The following is a 19,397-nucleotide window of genomic DNA, read 5'->3' on the forward strand; positions in this document are numbered from 1 at the left end:
GCATCCTGCGGGTCACGCGGATCTTTCAGGTTACGAATATAATTTCCTAAGGCATCATACCAGTTAGAAATGCTGGTAGGTTTACGCAGCGCCAGGCTGAACCAACTGCGTACCTGCTGGATCAGCATCGTCAGCTTATCGAACGCATCTTCATGCACCTCAGCAAAGAACTTCCCTTGGTTGCGCAGGTCTGTTTCCTGCGTTGGCTCCAGTTCACGCGCAATGGATATCTGCCATCCTGAAGCCAGCGGCGTGGTGAGAACCACACTGCCCCCGTTATAGCCCCCTGCGTTTGTCACGGTGTAATCAGTGTCCAGCACCAGCTCTGTGATGTTTTCACTCAGATCGATAACCGACACGGCCAGATCTGTTTTCTTGAATATGCGGAAAGTGTACGGGAAGGATGTCGTAACGCCGTTCCCGGTGTAATCGTTATGGTCAACTACGGTAGATACCGTCATGGCCTGTCTCCAGTAAAGCAGCGCCCGGCGCGCGTGCATCATCTGGACAGTTTATTACCTGGCAATCCTTATATGAATTGAATGAATAACAATCAGGAAAATTATTACCTTTTGGGTAAATAGCAAATCGTGCTGGATAGTCTCAAGGACTTTTGCTACTGTACATATATACAGTGAATGCATGGAGAATATCAGATGCAACGTCAGTATCATCACCCGCTGGAAAAAGGATTTGCCGAACGCATACACACGCCGGGAGGCGTCCGCTCCCTTGTTGAAGATTCTCACCTAATGAAGCTGCTGCGCCAGCTGGGTGAGGATGGCTTTAATGTTGATGGTCCGATGGCAGAGCTCACTGCTCTGGTGAACTATGTCACCAGCTCGCAGATGTCCATGAAGGATCTGCAAATGCATCTTGATTACTGCGCCGAGCATCTGAAGAAACAAACCAGATAGGGTTTGTAATTACCTAAATTCCGTGCAATCATTACCTTTACGGTAAATTTACATTGCATAAATCTTGTGCCATAGTAATCAGGCACTGGCAAAATCCAGTGCCGGGATTGGTCTCCCGGAATTCACTATGACGCATACACCGCGTTAGCGGTTTTTTTATGCGCTAAATACACGCACATCTTTATGGTGGGGCGTGCAGGGGGGCCGCAAGGCTCACCGGGTTTCATAGTGACCGGCAAGACCAACCCTGTACGTCTCACCACCAAACTGATTGGTCTCAGAGGTGGTGATTAACCTAATCAAAAAGGTGATCACTATGTCAGCACAAAATGCACCAACCGTCTTTTCTTTCGAATCCACCATCAGTATCCGTATGGTCATGATAGACCAGCGCCCTTATTTCGTTGCCCAAGATGTTTGTTGCGCCCTTGGCATCCAGAGTGTGGACGTCGCTTTACGTAAAGTTGATAGCGATGAAAATGGTACGTATTCAATACGGACCCGTGGAGGGTTTCAGTCGTTAAGCGTTGTTAACGAATCAGGGCTCTATTGGCTTATGCTCAGATGCCGCAAGGCTGGTGTAGAGGGAACGTCAGCCTGCCGTTTCCGCAAATGGGTCACTGGCGAGGTGCTGCCGCAGATCCGCAAGACGGGAAGCTATATCAAAAATGCAATCCCTCAGGAAGACCGCATTAAGATGGTTGCAGATCAGGTGGCAACGGCTACTGCATCTGCTGTAATGCAGGCGATGCAGGTGGAGCAAAAGAGTTATGACGTTCCGCTGAAGCCAGGATACCGCGATCACATCCATTCACCTGAAGGCGTTCTCGGCCTGGCGGAGCACTCACTGCTGATGAACCTGCTTAACCGCATGCAGGACGACGGGCACGATGTTTCCGGTGCGGCGGCAGAGTTCACTACTATGGTGAGCTACATCGTCGGCGTCAGCAAATGCCTGAACGACATCCGGACCCACGCACAATACATCACCAAAAACACAACTGCGTTCTGATATGAAAAAGGCCGCTTCGGCGGCCTTTGTGACATGTCACGTTGATTTGGTTTTATCTAGTCCAATAATATCAAGGTGAGAGCTTTCATAACTTTTACCGAATAGAGCAAAACATATCGTGTCGAGTTCTCTCTTATGCTTGGATGCCCTATCGAAATTACCACCCCAACAGCAGATGAACCCACCAAGTATTGCTGATTCAAAAAGTAGTGATGCCTCACCAATATGCCTGAACCAGAGGTCGATAAGTAAAGCAGCTAACGCTATTAAAGATCCCCACCCGCCAATCCTTCTCCACCTCTCGGCTTCATATTGAAGAGAAGCAATATATTCAATTTTATCTCTCGTCATTAGTTGCCCACCGCTTTCCCTAAATCTGGCGCTCTGCGCGGCGAAGTTTCGCCAGGCTCCCACCAGCTTGTTGTGTTGAATTCCCGCTGCGCGCGGTCCCTTACCCTGTCGTTGTAGCCTGGGTTTGCCATCTCCTGCAACTGCTGCAGGATCAGGTGATTGGTGATGGCCTTAGCATACCAGAGGTTTGCGAATGGGGTGATCATGCGGGCCGTCTTCAGCGCATCGGCACCGAAAGATGTTTCCTCGCCCTGAAGCGCCTTCTGCGGGTTAGTGATCAGCAGTTTTGTTAACTGTTCTGCGAAGCTGAGCACCGGGCCGCCAATGGTTGCCGCGATACTTGAGCCATATTGCGTATGGTCCTGGAAGAGGAAATCACCATAGATGCCAAAGGAACCGCCTTTCAGAAGAGCCTGTACCCACGTCGTTGGCTTTGACATATCGAGCGGGTCATTACCGGTCAACAGGCTGTTCATCTGGTTTGCAAACATCCCGGCCAGTGTCGTACCAGCAATGTATGAAGCCAGGAATTTAAGCGCCGGCACCGTGTCCAGATCCTTAGAGCGGTTTACCAACTGGCGAAAACCTGCAAACGGAGTTGTTTTGAAGAGCATGAAGCTCTTAATCAACTGCCCTGCATCGTCACGGGCATAGGTGTCCAGGCCGGTGGCCGTCGTTACGGCGCTGGTCATTTCACCGTGGGTGATCCCCAACAATTTCTGCGCGGCTTCAGCGCGGGCATTGCGAACCATGCGCGTGATGGTCTGCTCTGCTTCTGCATCGAATGCTTCTTTCATCCGTTTCAGGCGATCAGGAGGAAGATCGCCAAGCGCGGCCAGAGCTGCTTCACTCCCGGCGCGAACCTGTGCAATACGGTTTGCCATGATTCCGGTGATCACGTCGTCAGGCACGGCATAAATAGCGTCAGGCGTCATGCCCTTATGCCCGGCAGTGGTCATTGGCTGAAGGTCTGCCGCTGCCATGATAGCCCAGTCCTCATTGCTCCAGCCTTTGTTGGCCAGGATGGTTTTATCTGACCCTTTAACATCGTCCAGCGTCTTAAATTTGCGGGTGAGCTCACCAATGTTTTTGTACATCAGCAGGCCGAACGCCGCTTTGTTGGCGCGGTCCATTGCGATCAGCCCTGACCACTTCAACGTCTTCTCTGCAAACCAGCCAGTGATTCCGCGCGACAGGTCAAAGCCGCCCATCTTCGATACGACAGCAGCGTGAGAATCCACCAGCAGGCCCAGTTCAGCATTCGCCCTTTTCGCGTCACCACTGAAAAGGTTCTTGATGGTGTTGGCTGACAGGCGCATGCCGTCGCGGGTGAAACCGAGAGCCTGGGCATTGGCGCGCATAATGGCCTGGTCGCTGGTTGCTGTCAGGACGCTGGTACCGAGCATGGCGCTGGTCATCAGGTTACGAAGACCGCCAACTGCTGACGTGAACACGCTCGATGTGGCCGCGCCGTTAAGACCGGCCATAGAGTTAAACATCCGCTCGACCATCTTGCGTTCTTCGTTCATGTGCCCAACGGGCTTTCCACCAGTGACAGCACGCTGATACACCCGATCAAGCACCAGGGAAAAGTTGCGCGCAGCATCCGGGCCGAAGGCTTTAACGACACCAAGATCACGGGATGAAGACTGCAGGTGCGACATCATCACGCCAACCACCGGCTGCTGTGTATAGCGCTCCATGTAGGCATAGTGCGACTGCGCATCCTTGAACGCCATCACCCTGCTCTGTGAGCCACGGTTTTTTATCCCGCCTGTGCCCATGAATGCGCCCGGGTCGATTTTGTTGGCTCCGTCTGTAGCCTTCGTTTCAAAGATCGCTTCCAGCGCCTGGCGGTACTCGATGTCATTCATCGGGCTGCCGTCCGGATTAACGTAGTTGCTGCGATCCTGAGTGTTGTAAACGTCATCCACCCACGCCTGACGGGCGAATTCAATCGGAGGCTGGCTGCCTGAAAGACGCGCTTTAGCCTGCTCTGCTACCGGCAATGATGCCAGCCATTCATCGCGCCCGGCGTTGCGAATAAAATCAGCGTCGTCCACATACGGCAGGTGCCAGTCGTCACGCAGGCCGATATCGAAACCGTTGTCGTTCATTTCCTGCCGGGCCCGGCTGGTGACGTCATTCCATACCTGGGCGATTTTCTTCGCCTGCGGGTTCCCGGTGTCCTCGCCGTATAACTCTTTCAGGATCTGGAACTGTGCCGACTTTGCCGCCTGCTGGTCAAAGAGACTTCGGAAACGCTGTTCACCAAGCGCCTTGCTCTGCTCGAAGAATTTGCGGACATCATCACCGGCCTTAAGCAATTCAGCGCTGAGCTGGCGTGACCAGTCCTGATATGCACCGGTAGCCAGTTCCTCGGCAGACGTCACGTTGATATCTGGATCTTTGCCGAATATCTTTGTACGCCGCCCTGCGAAGATAAACTGCTGCAAATTGGCGGGCGTTTGCTGCTCTGGCGGGATATTCGCGTCGAGGGTATCTGTCACCCTGCTGATAGCGATCGCGTTCTGAGCGACGCGCTGGCGCTTCTTATAAACGTCATGCACAACACGCTGGCGCACAAGATCGGCGGCCTCCATATACGTCTGCGCATCAGGAATGCCAGTTTTGCCTTCCCTGGCATTTTTTTTATGTACCTGGCGCACGGCCTCTTTGATACGGTCCTCAATTCCTTTCAGCTCGTCAGCCTTTGGCTGGCGGCCAAGTGTCTGCGCAATGGCTTCAACACATGCCTGTTTCATTATGGGTTCCTCAGGAAGCACGCGGCGGCGACTGAATACACTTTCGATTCGTTCTGCACGGTCTGGATTTGCTCATCAAATTCAGCCAGAACATCGGAGAGTTTCGCAGGCTGCCCGGTGTCAGGGTGCGTAATTGTCAGATCCGGATTAGTGGTCGCCACATCGCGCGCCGCCATCAGGTCGTAACTGTTGGATGAAATCGCTTGTCCGGTGTCGGGATCGACACTGACCTGCCCGCCAGTTTCGTCTGCTGCCGTGAATGCACTTTCGGCGCGCGGCGCCGGAGCCTCTCCAGCCAGTTCTGACGGCGTTTCATACCTGACACCATTCTCTTCGAAAACCTGCTGCATTGCATGGTACTGCTCGTTTGCTGAGTCCAGCATGCCGGGACGCGCAGGACCATCCAGTCCGCGCGCCATCATTCCGACGTTAACTGGCTGGCCGTCATTGAGTTGACGATATGCTTCGTCCATGGCTGCCACATGGCTGTTAATGCTCTCGTTGCTGGCGTGCAGCACTGGTGAGGATTCCAGATCGTAATACAGTCCTTCATTCAGCGTGTGGGCTGCATCAATGTCGCTCGGCTTGATGGCCGACTCCCTGACGAGCCCGCGCATGCTTTCCGGAATAATACCTTGCTGCAGGCGGGAGAGATCGGCCCTGGCCTCGTAGAACCTGCCGCCGGGCATATTAGGCGCCAGAGTATCGGTGGCGTCCTGCAGGCGCTGCTTCACCTGGTCTATTTGCTGATCTACTGCTCTTAGCCGAGACTGCTTATCCTGGCGGGCGGTGGCTAGCGCTTTGCCGCTCCCGGACGGCTTCTCTTCGAGAATTGCTGCGCGCTGCTCGTTGAGGTTCTTCAGTATACGCTCGCTGTTCGCAACCTCAGACTGCCACACTTTCCTGTCGCCGCGAGAAAGTAACAGACCAGAATCAGCTTCGAGTTCAGCCATGCGGGTTTCGTAAGTAGCCTGCGGAGCGGCCGGACCGTCACCTAGCGCCACCGGCTCAGGAGTTGCTTCAGACGTAGGCGCGCTATACTGCACGCTTTGCACCTCAGCCGCCGGGATCAGCGCTTCAGTATCTGTAGGAGGTGGCACGTCAGCATTGCGCGCTGCCAGGTGATGGGCACCACCAAAGGCACCACCCAGCACCGCATCAACAAGCATCGCCTGCCCGTCGAACACACGATACTGCTTCGCCATCTCGGTGTATCCTTTCTCCTCCAGCGTTTCGCCGACGGAGTAACGGTTCAGTCCACCGAACCCGGTGTTGATTGCCACACCTGAGGCGATGCGCGTTGCCAGTGTGGTGCCGATGGCAGCAGGTAAGGCCATGCCCGCTGCGTTGAAAAGGCTCTGCTGAGTTGCCAGGTTGCGCGCCGTCGACTCGTCTACACCCTTCCCTTTGAAATCCTGATAGGACTGTTCATACGTAGAGCTGAATGCCGTAGCAGCACCGACCGCAGGGCCGCCGACAATGGTCGCCCCTATCGCTGGTACAAACTGACCCAGACCGTAAAGCACCTCGGCAGCGGTGCCCTGGCTACCCGCATCAGGCTTCACGTATCCGCGTGCATCCTGCAGTTGTTTGCCGATCGTGTCGTAGGTGTCATTCAGCGCTTTGTCGGCATCAGGGAACATCACCCGGAAGATATTAACCGTTGGCGCAACGTCGGCGGTGAATGCGGGATCGCTGATGAGGCGTTTGCTGAATCCTACGGCAGACTGAGCCAGGCCGAGTGTTCCTTCCGCCACGCCGCGCACCGGCGCGGCAATTGAGCCCTGGAAGAATGTCGGCTCATAGTCTTCAGGACGTGCAGGGTTGGCTGCGGTTTTATCGTCAGTCCACGCCTGGCCTTCCGGAGCCAGAGAAAATACATCAGACATTATTCGACCCTCACGACGATTGCTTCATTGGTTTTCGGATCCGTCGCCCAGCGCCCACTACCGCTTACCAGCCGGTACTGGTTATTCCCGATATTGACCGGGGTGAAGTTTGATGCGGCATTGACATTCAGCCCGGCATCTTTCAGCACCTGCTGCGCAGATGCGGTGTATCGGTCCTTGAAAGTGGATTTGTCCATGCCGAACGGCATTACCACATCGCCACCATTAAAGCCCTTGTACACGCCGCCTGTTGCGTATTGCGCCGCCTTTTCCACTACGTCTGAGTTGGCTGCATCAGTGCGCGTCATGGAAGCGTCTCCTGATTGATAAGCGATCCCGGCATAAGCAGCTTTAAACAGGCTGTAACTGAGCTGGCGCGCCTGCGGGTTATTGGCGAATGCGTTACCCACCTGATCGTCGAATGCGCGCTTAAGCTTATCCTCGCTCGGCAACTGGACCGGTGTAATGCCAGCATCTTTCATTGCCTTCGTCGGGTTCAGTAACTGGTCACCGGCCAGGATCACCTTCGATACGTCGTACTTGTTCATGGTCGGCTTATAGCCGATGAACTGACTGTAGGCGATGGATGGTTTTTTGTTGTCGTACTGGTTATCCGGCGTGCCAAGCAGCAGCGCAGAATAGGCGGTGGCTGCATTGTTCGGTGCGATGGCTGACGCGACCTGGCGCATTGCCGGAGCGGACAGCGTTTCCCCCATGCTCTGTAACAGACTGATTGTCTGGTTTACGTCTTTGGTACCGCGTACCTGTTCGGACAGAGCCGCAGCCTCCTCACTGGACAGGATAGGCGCATTGATGCCAAGCGCGCGCAGGCTTTCCTGAGATGAGAACCGGTTGGCCACCTCCGCAGTAATGTCGTTAGGGTTGTTGCTGGCGATCGGCTTATAGGCGCCAATCTCTACCGCTGCGTTGAACGGATTATTCTGGCGTTGGCTGATCACCTTCGTGGCCGCAGCTGATACCTGATCGAATAATTCTGCACGGGAAGCATATCCCTCTCCTGTTTCCTCAGTCCCTGGCTTCAGCTGATTGACGTAGGCTGTGATGCTGCTCGTCGGCATGTTGCGGAATGAGCCAATATACTGCCCGGCGATCTGCGTGTTTCTGAACTCGGTGTACCGGAGATTGCCTTCACGCACGCCGTAGGCCGCCAGGAAGTCAGTCTGAGTTGGAGCGTTAGGGAAATCCACGCCGCGCATATATGCCGCGCTGGCATCGCGAACCCGGCTGTCGATACTGGTGCGATATTCCGCCTGCTGCTGCTTGCGAATTTGGTCAGCCTGACGGAGGAAGGTTGCCTGCGCTTCAGGAGATGCAGCGTCGAATGCAGCATTGCCGGTGTACCGTTTGGTGCTGGTCGGCAGCTGAGACAGGCCAATAGCAGCACTGACGCCGGTGGCGAGCTGCTGATCACTGTATGGCTGACTACCGTTCTCATGCTGGATGATTGCAGCACACAGTGCCTTCAGCGTGTCTGGGTTTGATGCGTCAAGCTGCTGATCCGCAGTCACGCCAAGTTGCGCGCATACTGCCTTAATGTAGGCGTCTGTATTGTTATTGTCAGACGGCGGCGCCCAGCGGTTGATAATGTCACTGACGGTATCGATGCCCTGGCGCTGATAAGACAGCAGGTTGCGGCCCAGCGCGCGAATGCCATGCTCCGGAGTTTCGAATTTAGCAAATCGACCATCATCACCGGTCTGTCCAACCCATGGATTTGTTTTGCTGTATTCGAGGTTTCCGGGGTTGTTATTGCGAATGCCGCGAGCGCTATCGCCTGAACCACCTTCAGATACCGCTCGACGTGATCCAACAGCCGTGTCGCTCAGCTCGCCATTGCTCTGGATGAACTCGATAGAGTTGTTGGCCGACCACTGAGAGAGAGCCGTATCAGCGACCTTCTCTTTAAATTCGGTCTTTTTCGCCTGAATCTGTTCAGCGCTCCAGCCATGCGCGGTGCCATAGGTTTCGATCTGCTGAAATGTCTGCTGGTTGTACAGCACGTAGTTGTCGTTATCGCCGTACGCAGATGCTGCCAGTTTCCCGTTGTTCTCCAGCGTAGCCTGGAACTGACCTTCTTCGTAGGCGTTGAGCTGGCTGATCTCGTGGCGCCCGGCCTGTGTCGTGAACTGGATACGCTGCTGCTGTGCCTGCTGAAGGAACCCGGCACGGGCACCTTCTGGAAGGGTCATGGCGATCTGCTCTGCCTGAGAATCAAACTGCTGAGTGTACTCCTGCCCCTTGCCGAGCGCGTTTTTCCCCTGAAGATTCAGCAGACCGGTATCGGGGTTCGTCAGAAGATCACTCGATACCTGACTCAGTTGCAGCGATGCATCCTGCGCCTGGGCGACATCTGCGCGCTGCTTGGCCTGGGCGAACATGTCGATCGCCTTTGGTGCTACCTGAGAAATGACGTCGCCGACATTCGGCTGTTCGAACGCCTGAAAACCCGGAGACTGGAATCCGCGGCTTTCAACCTGGCGCCCGCTGACTGTTGGTACTGTTGGCATTTCGATATCTCCTTATCGACCGGTTGGCGTGCCGACGGCTGCGCTGATAGGTGCGGCCTTCTGGGAGAATGGCGACCACGTACCGCCAGCCATTTTATAAGCTCCGTAAGCCTGTAGCGGCGTTGTGAGCAGCGTTGTCATCGCCCCCATATTCCCCTGCTTACGCGCGGATACCGCCTGGGCGTCATAGTTGGCGGACTGCACCTGATAGCCGTAAGCCTCGCGCTGGGCGTTGTTAACGGTCGTCAGAGCATCCAGCGTGCCGAACTGCGCGGTATCACCGAAGATATCCAGAGCATTACCGGTTGAGAGGTCTGCCCCGGTGGCCCCCATGGTTGCAGCCTGGGTGCCAGCAGCCTGCCGATTGCGGCGTCGCACTTCCTCGGCCTGGGCATTGCCACGGTTAATCGAGTCCTGCGCCTGAGCTTCTGCCACATCCGCATTCTGCTCAGCAACAGCAGCAGAATATTTGCCTGTCTCATACTGGTTGTAAGCTGACAATGCGCCTGCCGCGAGCGTCGCACCGGCTAAAATTGTGGTGGGTTCGCACATTATTTTCTCTCCATGTGGAAGCGATGAAACAGAAGACCGTGAGCGCCGTACGGCTGTGGTTCTTCAATGGTGAATCCCAGCCAGTGCAGCCAGATACGCGCTGTGTGGTTGCGAGCATCAACATAGTTTTCAAGATACGGGTAAACAGCCAGCATTGCATTGACCACTTTCCCGCAGCGGCGCAGGAAAGTGCGCTGGTATTTCTCCAGCGCGTCGGTGCCCACCAGCCACGGGATACCGTTACCGCCGATCATTGATGCCGGGGCCACGCCGAAGATGGTCACCACCTCACCGTTAATCAGACCGGCACAGGCAAATGTTGACGTGCGCAGACCGGTTTCAAGCACGCGGCGCGGGCTCCACCCGTTTGTCGCCAGAAATTCATCAACGTCAGCCTGGCGGACATGCGGGAGCATGGCTTCGATATGTTCCCGAGTTGCCGGTACGATCTGAGCTTTAATCATCAGAATCCCCCGACCGTCATGCGCGGCAAGACTGCCAGAACAGAAAGCGGTAGTGGGTCGAGCTGGCGCACCTTGACGCGCCCGTTCTTATCCCAGTTGCTGTCGAGCTTCACTTCCACCTTCCCGGTAGCGTCATCAACCGGATCGTCGTAAAACTCGAATTCCCGCTGCGGATACTCGTACCACTCACCACCTGGTGTGGTTGCCTGGATGCCTCGGCTGGCGTTGACCACCATCGTCACAGTGGGGATCACCTGCTTTTTATCCAGCAGTGTTTCCTGCCCGTTGATGTTGATGTCCAGCGTTTCGAATTCAGCGGTGATCGGCAGCCCGATATGCACCACTGCGCCCGGTGATTCCAGCGTGACGGCACCACCAGAGACGGTTTTCTGTGGCTCTACGCTGGCGTCGGAGAGGATGTTTACTGTCTGGCCTTCGAGGTGTGACAGGCCGCTGAAAGTCTGGCGGGCCATCTGCCAGTTAGCCGTGGCCGAATTACGCAGCACCGCAGGAACGTTACGGTTGAAGCGCACAACCACGGCGGTATTGCTCGTTACGGAGAGAATGTCACCACGCAATTCTTTCGCCACTGCTTCTCCGGTATCGGGATCCGTCTCTGAGTACGGGAACTGAATCTTAGCGCCAACGTCAGTACCCACGAAATAGGCCCCGCCGCTTATCGTCACCGGGTAGTCAACCTGATAGTTCCAGTCACCGCTGCCGCCGCTGATGGTCATAGTACGTGTCGAGGTATTGCGGCCGTCATAGCTCAGTCCGCAATCGACAAAGAAAGCATCTTCATCACTGGTAAACAGGCGGCTGGACAGGCGCTCTATGTAACGTTTCGTCTGGCCGTTGATGGTGCGGTTAACCACGAAGTAAACAGCGTCCTCGCTTCCTTCGCTGATGGAGCAGGTGCTTTCGTACTTTCCGGTGCTGGACTGCGGCGCCCATGCGAACACCTGCTGATCGCGCAGATAGGTCAGCACCAGCAGTTTGCCGTCATCACGAATGCAGAACGCGCTGCTGTACGGAACGATGCAGAATGACCAGTCGACAATGCTGCGCTTCTGGAACAGGTGGTTTGCCAGTATGGTCAGGTCAGTGCCCTGGTATCCGTCCACGTCGAAGGAGTAAGCCAAATCACGGACCACACTCCCCTTTTCCTGGATGAACAGCGCGATGTTTGCCACAGCGATCGGCGGCACATTGCTGGAACCGTTGTTACCCTGAGAACTGAACGTGAATGAGTTTGGTGTTAAGGTGTTGTTTTGGTCTCCCTTTATCACGAATTCACCACTTGAAGTGAGCACCATTAAAGATCCAACATCAATAATGTGTCGTATTTCATTCACCTGACGCCCAGCATATGTACGCTGAATTCTGTCATCATCCTGGATAGGCGTATGCTTCCCAAAATCCTTATAATCTCCCGTCCTGCTAGCCCAGATAGTTTGCGGGTAAGCTGTTGATGCAGCGAAATACAAACGCTCTTGATAATAGACTACCGTTCCTGGGTAGCCGTTTACGCTGTTCCAGGCATATTTTGCCCACTTGTAGCTGCCGTTAGCGGAGCCAACAACCTGAGATGGGATATAGCTAACCACCGTAGCGGTAGCAGTCAGGCCGTCGCTGGCAACCGCGGTGATGCGCGCAATGCCGAATCCGCTGTGCAGATATTCCCACTGGATACCGGTATCGCCGCCCCATCCATCCCATGACATTCCCTCTGTGTGAGACGGTCGAAGCGTACCTGTGGTGCCGCTTGTATTGGCGCGGTAGTAGTTGCTGTCGGCGCGTCGCACATCGTTGATAGCAGTGGTCTTGCTGGTTTCCCAGACGGGAACGGAATCAACCGCCGGCTGTTCGAGATAGAAGAGTTTCCCTACCTGCTCAGCACCAAAGATGGCAGAGCTGGCCGTCAGCGTAATAGTTCCGGTGCTGGCGCTGGCGTAAACCTTCACTGACTCGTCAACGTTGATATCTTCGAACGGTCCGTTTTTGGTGGTGACGTCGACAATCTGCCAGTTGTCGTGCGCGTAGCGGCGCAGCTCCTTCGGCGGGTAGGCCGGGTGAACCAGCGTAAGCACGTCGGCGCTCTGCGTGAATTTAATGCGGAAAAGGTCGGCCTCTGCATAAGGCATAGCCAGTTCGTAGATCACATTGCTGCTGTTCAGCACATACGCGCCGTCTTTGATGACACGCATGTAGTTGTGCCCGAACTCCAGCGCATAGGTCTGGACGGTCGAGAACTGGAAAGGAATAAGGCGGCATTTTCGAGTCGGATATTTTGCCTCTCCGACGAATCGCGTTCCCGGGCGATTCTCCACCCCACCATACTGACGCACGATAAAGTTATCGCACTTGCGCAGCGCCACCTGATACTTCGACATATCGATTCGCCCGTACAGCGACGGGCCAATTTCACCGCCGGCAAAACTCGGCTGTATCCAACTGAAAGCCATTATGACAACCTCGCTGCGGTGAACTCATCAACTGGCGGCTGCGGCTCCTGGGATTCGTTCTGGCTGTGCGAGCCAGCGCTCAGGATGACGCTGCGGTACATAGTCAGTGCGTTGTTACCGAGATCTGCGCTGCCGGTCAGCGGCATATTGATGGCGGCGGCCAGACGCCAGGACAGCGCTTCCATGAAGATTGCATCGAACATGTTCACGTCGGTGACGCGCGAGATGTACTTCAACCATGCCTGAGGCTGATCGGTGTAGATCAGCTTTCCGGTGCCGTCGGCATCAGACCCAACCTCATAGTTGATGCGCATAGCTGCCGTCGGATTACGGATACCGGGCACCATAATTTCGGTGATGCGCAGGCAGTCAGTCGGATACTGGTAGGAATAAGCCCAGTCCGGAGGCGGATTGTTGGTATCAGCCAGCGCCAGGCGTTTGGTGGCAAAGTTCCAGTCGAAGTCCGCAAGCGCAGCATCGCGGCAGGAATCGAAATGCAGGGAGCACTGCCCGGCTTCTTTGCTGGCCTCGGTCAGGCTGTTAATGCTGCGGCTGTTCCCGATATTGCTCAGCGCGCGGTTGCAGATCTCGATAACGGAGGCCATTAATCATCCTCCCCGCCGTAGAGAGTTTGGGCGGCAGTTTTGGGCTGCTCACCAGATACCGGACTGAGTGCCATGTCAGTAATCTGCAAGCTGGCGTTATGCTGCATGCCATCTTCCGTTTCTCGAGTAGAGGTGGAACGAATTATGGCTTTCGCGGTGATCATCACTTCAGTACCAGCGGATTGTGGCGTTGCCTTGAGCTTGGCGAGCGTCTCGTTGTTCAGCTCAATGCAAAGGCCCCATGGATAATCATCGCGAGTCTGGGTTTTACCATCCTCATCCTGATAGGTGTCAGTTCCAGTTTTGAGGTTTACCAGTTCCATAGCGGACTCCTGCAATAAAGGGGCCGAAGCCCCTTGTTTTATTAGCGAGGCTTAGACGCCCAGTTTTTGCCGTTCTTCCGCAATACGCTCTTTGATCGTTTCAACGTTCATGTTGCCAGGTTTCTTGTTGAAAAGTTCTTCGTACTGCTGGCGTAGCGCGGCTTCATCTTCACTGAAGGTATTGGCATCTTTACCGCCGGTATCTTCCTGGCCATCATCTTCATCCTGTTGTTCAGGATGAGAGTCAACCGGCACGATTCCACGCTTCTGGTCTGCCTTTTCCTTTGCCGCCTTCGCCGCTGCGTTGATCGGCTCCAGCGCAGATCCTGGCTCGCCGTCATATTCAATTTCTGAACCTTCAGGCCAGAGGTTGTTATGAATATGGGATAAGCGCAGGACGCGGTATTTTGCTTTTTCCATTGCCATCACCTTAGCCAGTCACTTTGGAACGGGTCGGGTAATAAGGAGTGTTGTTGTCAACATCCAGATTAATGCCCGAGGTGAACGCGCCAGCAGTCAGAGGACCGGTGCCGACTGAATAGTTGACGCGCAGATAACGCTGGACGCCCGCCGGAACTTTGGTAGAGAACAGGCGTTTACCAACTGTCAGGGCAGACAGCGCCAGAGAACCGCTGTCGTAGATAGTGGTCCAGGTGGAGTTATCAGGGCTGGTCTGCAACTGAACGTTGAGGGTCGCAGCACCAGCAGCGGTTGCAGTGGTGTCAACGGTTGCCCAGAACTCCAGCGGATAACCAACGCCAATATCGCGGCGGGTGCCGTCGATAGGGCCGAGATCAATCACGTCCGTAGAAGCAGCGGAAGCTGTAACCGCCTGCTTCTCGGAGAACATCAACAGTTTGTCGAGGATCATTTTCTTTCTCCATTTATGGGCCGATTAAGGCCCATCAGTTAATGACAGGCGTTAAACAACGCGCGCTTCTGTTTCCAGAATCGCATCGGTTTCACGGATTGGGATGCCACGGAACGTGGTCCAGAATTCGCCTTCAGTCTCTTTTACGGAAAGAGCCAGAGAGGCTTTATCCAGAGATTGCAGATCCAGCGCCTGGGCAACGGTACGGTTCATGTAGAACACCGCGCGGCCCATTTTCAGGTTAGGGACGCGGTGCAGCGCTTTAACCATCAGGCTGACGATATTTGCAGCTGAACCTGGTACTGACAGATCGCTCACATCGATGTTGGCGATGCGCACAACGTAGCGCCAGTCACGGAGAGCCAGGCCGTTATCCCACTTATAATGGGTGCGGTAACCCTGGTATTTTCCGCCATTGGCATCGGTAAGCGTCTGCTCGCCGAGGTTCTGAGTCTGCAAACCAGCCTTCTGCCCTTTGGGGAAGATGCCGTGCACAGTGTTTTCACCCCAGACCACCAGCCAGATAGAGGTGTTATCTGTACCGGTGCCGCCAGCATCAATGATGTTCTGGCCGTTGCCTGCGGATTTGGTGGAGTAGCGGGATGACAGGCCCATGAACTGCTGCGGGTTCACACTGGTGTCGCCGTAGAACAGGGTCTGAGCCATCTGCTGGTTCATGCCTTCGAGGAATGCACGATCTTCAGACAGGCGGAATTCAGCAGTGTTACCGTTCAGATCAGCCAGTGACTTATCTACCTCGGCATAAGCCTCCAGCATGCCGACAGTGTCAGTAACCTGCACGGTAGTGGATTTGGTTGGCTGAACGCCGTAGTTCAGCAAACGCCAGGTTGGCTGAGGCAAACCAGAGCGCACGGTGGTGCGGTGACCGGTTGGCAGGTTACCCTCTACGAACATCATGTCAGTCAGGATTTCGTTGGTCTGGGAAAGGAGTTCGACAATCTTGTCTACCTTCCCGTTTGGATCGGTGCGCTTAGCCCAGTCAGCCAGCGTCAGCGCATTTACGCCTTTAACAGCCATGGTTATATCCTCTCTTATTAGCCATAAAGCACTTCGGCCGCACTACGCTGGCCTTGATTACTGCCATCGACCATGCCGTCTTCCGACATGGCTTTACCGATTTTCACAAACGTCTTAACAAGGTCTGGATGGTTACCAAGCCCGGTAGCGTTCAGATATTCTTTCAGTTCCGGCGTGCCGAACTGGTCCAGTGCACGCTGCGCAGCGCTGAGGTTTGCGGTCAGTTTGTCGCCGCCTATCTCCTTGTCTGCTTTTACGGTCTCTGCCCAGCCCTCGGTCTGCTTCTGCCAGGCTTCTGCCTGACGCTGCTGCACACCGGCAAGAATTTTTGGATATGCATCCACCAGTTTCTGAGCCTGCTCGTTGGTCAGGTTCAGATCGCGGGCAACAGGCTCGAAGTCCTTCAGCGCTTCGGTGTCCAGCTCAACGCCTTCTCCAGCTTTGAACTCGTATTTCTCCGGCGCACCTTCTGGCTTCTTATCCTTTTCTGCTTCTTCGGTTTTGGCTTTTTCAGCAGCAAGTTCTTCCTCAGTTTTCTGAGCTTCAGAACCTTTCTCAGAATCAGTGTCCTGAGAGTTATCCTGCGCCTGGGTTTGCTCCTGCGTTTCACCCGAGCCATGAGTGGTTTCAGTGGCTCCCGTTGAAGCTGTATCTGCCTGGCCACCTTCAGTGGATTGCTCATTGCAAAGACGGCGATGCAGCAAACGTTCAAATAAATTCATGGTTACTCCTGTTCACTGGCCTCTGCGGCCATCTTCAGATACTGATCGGGGCAGTGCGTCATGACGCGCTGAAACAGAACCAGAGCCAGGTTGCGCTGCCCTTCGTTGAATGCTGTGATGTTCGGGTCAACGTTGAAGCAGGTACCGAACACCTGACCTTTCTCCAGCAGCCCCCACACGACGCGGCGGCCCTGCTCGCTATCCATGACGAACTTGATGTCGTCCTTCTCGCGCTGCTCCAGATCGTTCTTCTTCCGCTCGTTCTGAATGCGCAGTTCTTCTTCATCGAAGTCCGTCATTGCTGTGCTGCTCCAACTGCGTTAGTGATTGCTGTCAGCGCGCTGGGGTCAGTGGTCTGCGTCTCGCTGAGAGTCTTGGCTCCCTGCGTAACTGCCTGACCCATTGCCAGCGCCTGAGCTGCCTGCTGTTGCTTGGCGCGCTCTTCACGAATGCCCTGCACCTGCTCCTGCGGAACGATGACGGTTGGCGATACGCCGGACATTTCAGAGAACGCGTCGATAGCCTGATCGACGTCGAGCTTGTCGAGCGCTTCAGGTTTGAACTGTGCGAGCTGGCCGATGAATCCAACGGTCTGCGACAGGCTGGTGAGGCCGATAGATTTCTGCGCCTGCGCCATAACGGAGATGTACTCGATGCGCAGCGGCATTCCCTGCATAACGTCAGGCGGTGGCGGAAGCATGTTCTTGCGCGCCATGATGGAGAACACGCGGTCGATAAGCGGGTTGAGCGCTTCGTCATTCAGGCGTTCGAGCACCGGGCCGAGCATCAGCAGCTTCTCTTCTTTCATTTCGATCACCGCTTCCACCGGCATGGAGCGGGTGTTGATGTTTTGCAGCATCATGAAGAGGTCGACAAAGTAGGCGCTGTTGATGGTCTGGCGGGTATCCTGAATGTCTGCCAGCAGGTCGGAAGTATTCGGGTTGACCAGGTAAGCAGGCTTGAAACCGTCCTGGCCGCTCAGCACGTCGAGATACGTCACGTCACCAGGCAGAAGAGAAACGCGCTGATTCTTCAGCGACGTCGGAGCGACCATCGGCGGGTTTGTGGCTTTGTCGATCAGCTGAGCTTTGCGCTTCTGCTCAACCTGCAGGGCTTTAACCTGTCCGAGTGCCAGCATGCCAGGACAGGAGGACGCATAAACGTCTTCGCCGTTAACTTCCCAGCGCGGCGCCAGGATCGGGAATTCATCGAACCCGGATTCACGCAGTAGCTTGTCAGCGTCGCCGCCAGTCTCGAAATAGACGGAGCGATACGGCTTGTTCTTGCTGTCCATCTTCCCGCTGTCGCGGTTGATGTTTGGCGTGATGCAGTGGTTCACCTCGATCCAGTTTTCGTATGTGCCGTTTTCCCACATTCCCTTAACGGACGTGCTCACGTTGTCCAGGCCGAATTCCTGCACCAGCTGGCGCACGGTCATGGAGAACTGGCGGAAGGAAGTATCTACGCTGCCGCGTGGGCTGTTCGCCAGGTAGTAGCTGCCAATCGGGAAAGGCATTGTGCGGATCACGTCCTGGTCATCTTCCAGCACAGCCATGGCGGCGGTACCGAAAGTACCCAGGCTGGCGTACATCACAGGCAGAGACTGGTACAGGTTCGACTTGTTGAACACTTCGTTCATGCGGCGCTGCACGACTTCCAGCCAGACTTTCACCGGACCGTAATCCATCATGTCAGGGTCAGGCGTTGCCAGCTTGAACCACGGACGGGCCGGGCTGGTGATACCTGACATCATGCCGCTGGCGAGAATGCGCTGAGCGAGTGAGCCGGTAGGGTCAACAATTTTGGTGTTGCGGCGATCGTCACGGTTAACGTCAGACGTCAGGAAGCGGGAACCGCGCGGATTGATAAAGTCGCTCAGGTCGCGCCAGTGCGGCTCGAACGATGTGCGCTCATTCTTCAGCTGTGCGAGCTGCTTCAGCAGCCGCTCTTTTTCGGTTTCCGCCATCTCTCTGGTCTCCGTTACTGACCGAGCAGCGTTTTACCGCTGGTGTTGGCTTTGGAAGTATCGCCCTGGGCACCGGTGAGCATGGTCGAGTTACGACCGGCTGCAGCTCGGCGGCGCCGCTCTTCGTCATCGCGGGCACTGACCACAGCGGCGTCCTGCTCCTGAGGTGCGGCCTGGACTTCTGGTGCCGCTGGCACTGATGGCTTGCTGCCGATACACATAGCGATAACCTCACACACGATTAAATTATTACCAATTTAACCATATACGGATTATTTTACGTAGTGTATTGACATAATGCCGTGCAATTATTACCCTTCAGGTAACACAGCATGAAAGCGCACTTAGATATCGGTTCTGTGAGGTCTTGTCGCTAAATCAAAACTGGTGAGTGCGCTTCCAGGTGTGAGCAGTACGGCATATGGCACATGTGTCGCAGCGGTCCGGCGGGGTTCCTTGATGTTCCTTATCCCCGACCGGGTAGCCGGAATGTGCAAGTCAGTGTTATCGGTATGCACGACATAGCGTTTCACCAGCGTGGCGATCAGGTGTGACACCTCGGAAGAGACGAGGCCATAACGATGAGAGCATTGGGGTGACCGGTTAAACCCGTGACGCTAACCGATACAGGCGCAGTGCTCTCAATGTTGTGGCATGGGCATAAAGCCGAAAATAAGTTCCACATTGGTGCAGCCTGATCACCTGCCGCTGGCTCAGCGAAACAGAGCACACAACAGGTAAGGGCATTGACTACACCAGATAAATCTTCGGATGTAATGGTAAAACCATGCAGTGCTCTTTCCGTTGTGGTGAATGCGCAGGCTGATGCGCGGGGTGGAGCGGCCCGGGTGGCTACTGGAACAAGACAGGCTGTAAGACAAGCTGTGTAAATAACTGGTAAGCCGTAGTAGCCAATAAAGCAGGTGAAA

17 protein-coding genes and 3 pseudogenes are annotated in these 19,397 nt (G+C 55.1%); 2 read left to right on the top strand and 18 right to left on the bottom strand.

Going from position 1 to position 19,397, the window contains the following annotated elements; all coding sequences use genetic code 11:
• Window positions 1–461, bottom strand: a pseudogene (locus M8370_RS10960) (hypothetical protein); the annotation flags it as partial.
• 195 nt (window positions 462–656) lie between these two features.
• On the opposite strand from M8370_RS10960, the gene M8370_RS10965 reads away from it, so the two are divergent.
• Together M8370_RS10965 and M8370_RS10970 are read left to right on the top strand one after the other, a co-directional pair.
• Complete coding sequence (locus M8370_RS10965) at window positions 657–917, top strand: hypothetical protein (protein ID WP_250021002.1); 261 nt, start codon at window positions 657–659, stop codon at window positions 915–917.
• A 316-nt stretch (window positions 918–1,233) separates the two neighbouring features.
• A complete protein-coding gene (locus tag M8370_RS10970; protein ID WP_250021003.1) occupies window positions 1,234–1,929 on the top strand; it encodes a BRO-N domain-containing protein in 696 nt (231 codons plus the stop codon).
• Window positions 1,930–1,965: 36 nt separating this feature from the next.
• Here M8370_RS10970 and M8370_RS10975 read toward each other — a convergent pair whose 3' ends face one another.
• The 17 genes and pseudogenes from M8370_RS10975 to M8370_RS11050 all read right to left on the bottom strand — a co-directional run bounded on the left by M8370_RS10975 (window position 1,966) and on the right by M8370_RS11050 (window position 18,689).
• Window positions 1,966–2,280, bottom strand: coding sequence for a hypothetical protein (locus tag M8370_RS10975; RefSeq protein ID WP_250021005.1), 315 nt, complete (start codon window positions 2,278–2,280; stop codon window positions 1,966–1,968).
• On the bottom strand, window positions 2,280–5,045 hold the full coding sequence (locus tag M8370_RS10980; protein WP_250021007.1) for a hypothetical protein: 2,766 nt from the start codon (window positions 5,043–5,045) through the stop codon (window positions 2,280–2,282). The genes M8370_RS10975 and M8370_RS10980 overlap by 1 nt, the downstream gene beginning before the upstream one ends.
• Window positions 5,045–6,934, bottom strand: a complete 1,890-nt coding sequence (locus tag M8370_RS10985; protein WP_250021009.1) for a hypothetical protein — start codon at window positions 6,932–6,934, stop codon at window positions 5,045–5,047. Before M8370_RS10985 ends, M8370_RS10980 begins: the two co-directional genes overlap by 1 nt.
• On the bottom strand, window positions 6,934–9,462 hold the full coding sequence (locus M8370_RS10990; RefSeq protein WP_250021016.1) for a hypothetical protein: 2,529 nt from the start codon (window positions 9,460–9,462) through the stop codon (window positions 6,934–6,936). The genes M8370_RS10985 and M8370_RS10990 overlap by 1 nt, the downstream gene beginning before the upstream one ends.
• A gap of 12 nt (window positions 9,463–9,474) precedes the next feature.
• The gene (locus tag M8370_RS10995) at window positions 9,475–10,014 is read right to left on the bottom strand and encodes a virion core protein, T7 gp14 family (RefSeq protein ID WP_032634955.1); all 540 of its coding nucleotides are present in this window, start codon (window positions 10,012–10,014) and stop codon (window positions 9,475–9,477) included.
• Window positions 10,014–10,478: a hypothetical protein gene (locus tag M8370_RS11000; RefSeq protein WP_088567080.1), complete on the bottom strand. Its 465-nt coding sequence runs from the start codon at window positions 10,476–10,478 to the stop codon at window positions 10,014–10,016. Before M8370_RS11000 ends, M8370_RS10995 begins: the two co-directional genes overlap by 1 nt.
• Complete coding sequence (locus tag M8370_RS11005; protein ID WP_250021018.1) at window positions 10,478–12,943, bottom strand: phage tail protein; 2,466 nt, start codon at window positions 12,941–12,943, stop codon at window positions 10,478–10,480. Before M8370_RS11005 ends, M8370_RS11000 begins: the two co-directional genes overlap by 1 nt.
• Window positions 12,943–13,548, bottom strand: coding sequence for a phage connector family protein (locus M8370_RS11010; RefSeq protein ID WP_032634952.1), 606 nt, complete (start codon window positions 13,546–13,548; stop codon window positions 12,943–12,945). Before M8370_RS11010 ends, M8370_RS11005 begins: the two co-directional genes overlap by 1 nt.
• Entirely contained in the window at window positions 13,548–13,871 is a 324-nt protein-coding gene (gp10, locus tag M8370_RS11015) for a capsid staple protein (RefSeq protein WP_045342894.1), read from the bottom strand. The genes M8370_RS11010 and gp10 overlap by 1 nt, the downstream gene beginning before the upstream one ends.
• A 51-nt stretch (window positions 13,872–13,922) precedes the next feature.
• Window positions 13,923–14,297 carry a hypothetical protein gene (locus tag M8370_RS11020; protein WP_250021019.1) on the bottom strand — a complete coding sequence of 125 codons (375 nt, stop codon included), beginning with the start codon at window positions 14,295–14,297 and terminating at the stop codon, window positions 13,923–13,925.
• Between the two features lie 4 nt (window positions 14,298–14,301).
• A complete protein-coding gene (locus M8370_RS11025; protein WP_178328655.1) occupies window positions 14,302–14,742 on the bottom strand; it encodes a Bbp16 family capsid cement protein in 441 nt (146 codons plus the stop codon).
• 51 nt (window positions 14,743–14,793) lie between these two features.
• Entirely contained in the window at window positions 14,794–15,780 is a 987-nt protein-coding gene (locus M8370_RS11030) for a major capsid protein (protein WP_032634948.1), read from the bottom strand.
• 17 nt (window positions 15,781–15,797) lie between these two features.
• A pseudogene (locus M8370_RS11035) lies at window positions 15,798–16,442 on the bottom strand (peptidase); the annotation flags it as partial.
• Window positions 16,422–16,502 (bottom strand): annotated as a pseudogene (locus M8370_RS23600) (peptidase); the annotation flags it as partial. The pseudogenes M8370_RS23600 and M8370_RS11035, both read right to left, overlap by 21 nt.
• 2 nt (window positions 16,503–16,504) lie before the next feature.
• Complete coding sequence (locus M8370_RS11040) at window positions 16,505–16,801, bottom strand: Bbp19 family protein (protein ID WP_250021021.1); 297 nt, start codon at window positions 16,799–16,801, stop codon at window positions 16,505–16,507.
• On the bottom strand, window positions 16,798–18,468 hold the full coding sequence (locus M8370_RS11045; protein ID WP_250021022.1) for a portal protein: 1,671 nt from the start codon (window positions 18,466–18,468) through the stop codon (window positions 16,798–16,800). The genes M8370_RS11040 and M8370_RS11045 overlap by 4 nt, the downstream gene beginning before the upstream one ends.
• A 14-nt stretch (window positions 18,469–18,482) precedes the next feature.
• Window positions 18,483–18,689: a hypothetical protein gene (locus M8370_RS11050; protein ID WP_032634944.1), complete on the bottom strand. Its 207-nt coding sequence runs from the start codon at window positions 18,687–18,689 to the stop codon at window positions 18,483–18,485.
• Between the last annotated feature and the right edge of the window lie 708 nt (window positions 18,690–19,397).

Source organism: Enterobacter cloacae complex sp. OE43NF (assembly GCF_023544405.1).
Lineage (GTDB): Bacteria > Pseudomonadota > Gammaproteobacteria > Enterobacterales > Enterobacteriaceae > Enterobacter > Enterobacter cloacae.

Coding starts and splice junctions, on each gene's coding strand:
- M8370_RS10965 (WP_250021002.1), top strand. CDS start 657: ATGCAACGTCAGTATCATCACCCGCTGGAAAAAGGATTTGCCGAACGC.
- M8370_RS10970 (WP_250021003.1), top strand. CDS start 1,234: ATGTCAGCACAAAATGCACCAACCGTCTTTTCTTTCGAATCCACCATC.
- M8370_RS10975 (WP_250021005.1), bottom strand. CDS start 2,280: ATGACGAGAGATAAAATTGAATATATTGCTTCTCTTCAATATGAAGCC.
- M8370_RS10980 (WP_250021007.1), bottom strand. CDS start 5,045: ATGAAACAGGCATGTGTTGAAGCCATTGCGCAGACACTTGGCCGCCAG.
- M8370_RS10985 (WP_250021009.1), bottom strand. CDS start 6,934: ATGTCTGATGTATTTTCTCTGGCTCCGGAAGGCCAGGCGTGGACTGAC.
- M8370_RS10990 (WP_250021016.1), bottom strand. CDS start 9,462: ATGCCAACAGTACCAACAGTCAGCGGGCGCCAGGTTGAAAGCCGCGGA.
- M8370_RS10995 (WP_032634955.1), bottom strand. CDS start 10,014: ATGTGCGAACCCACCACAATTTTAGCCGGTGCGACGCTCGCGGCAGGC.
- M8370_RS11000 (WP_088567080.1), bottom strand. CDS start 10,478: ATGATTAAAGCTCAGATCGTACCGGCAACTCGGGAACATATCGAAGCC.
- M8370_RS11005 (WP_250021018.1), bottom strand. CDS start 12,943: ATGGCTTTCAGTTGGATACAGCCGAGTTTTGCCGGCGGTGAAATTGGC.
- M8370_RS11010 (WP_032634952.1), bottom strand. CDS start 13,548: ATGGCCTCCGTTATCGAGATCTGCAACCGCGCGCTGAGCAATATCGGG.
- gp10 (WP_045342894.1), bottom strand. CDS start 13,871: ATGGAACTGGTAAACCTCAAAACTGGAACTGACACCTATCAGGATGAG.
- M8370_RS11020 (WP_250021019.1), bottom strand. CDS start 14,297: ATGGCAATGGAAAAAGCAAAATACCGCGTCCTGCGCTTATCCCATATT.
- M8370_RS11025 (WP_178328655.1), bottom strand. CDS start 14,742: ATGATCCTCGACAAACTGTTGATGTTCTCCGAGAAGCAGGCGGTTACA.
- M8370_RS11030 (WP_032634948.1), bottom strand. CDS start 15,780: ATGGCTGTTAAAGGCGTAAATGCGCTGACGCTGGCTGACTGGGCTAAG.
- M8370_RS11040 (WP_250021021.1), bottom strand. CDS start 16,801: ATGACGGACTTCGATGAAGAAGAACTGCGCATTCAGAACGAGCGGAAG.
- M8370_RS11045 (WP_250021022.1), bottom strand. CDS start 18,468: ATGGCGGAAACCGAAAAAGAGCGGCTGCTGAAGCAGCTCGCACAGCTG.
- M8370_RS11050 (WP_032634944.1), bottom strand. CDS start 18,689: ATGTGTATCGGCAGCAAGCCATCAGTGCCAGCGGCACCAGAAGTCCAG.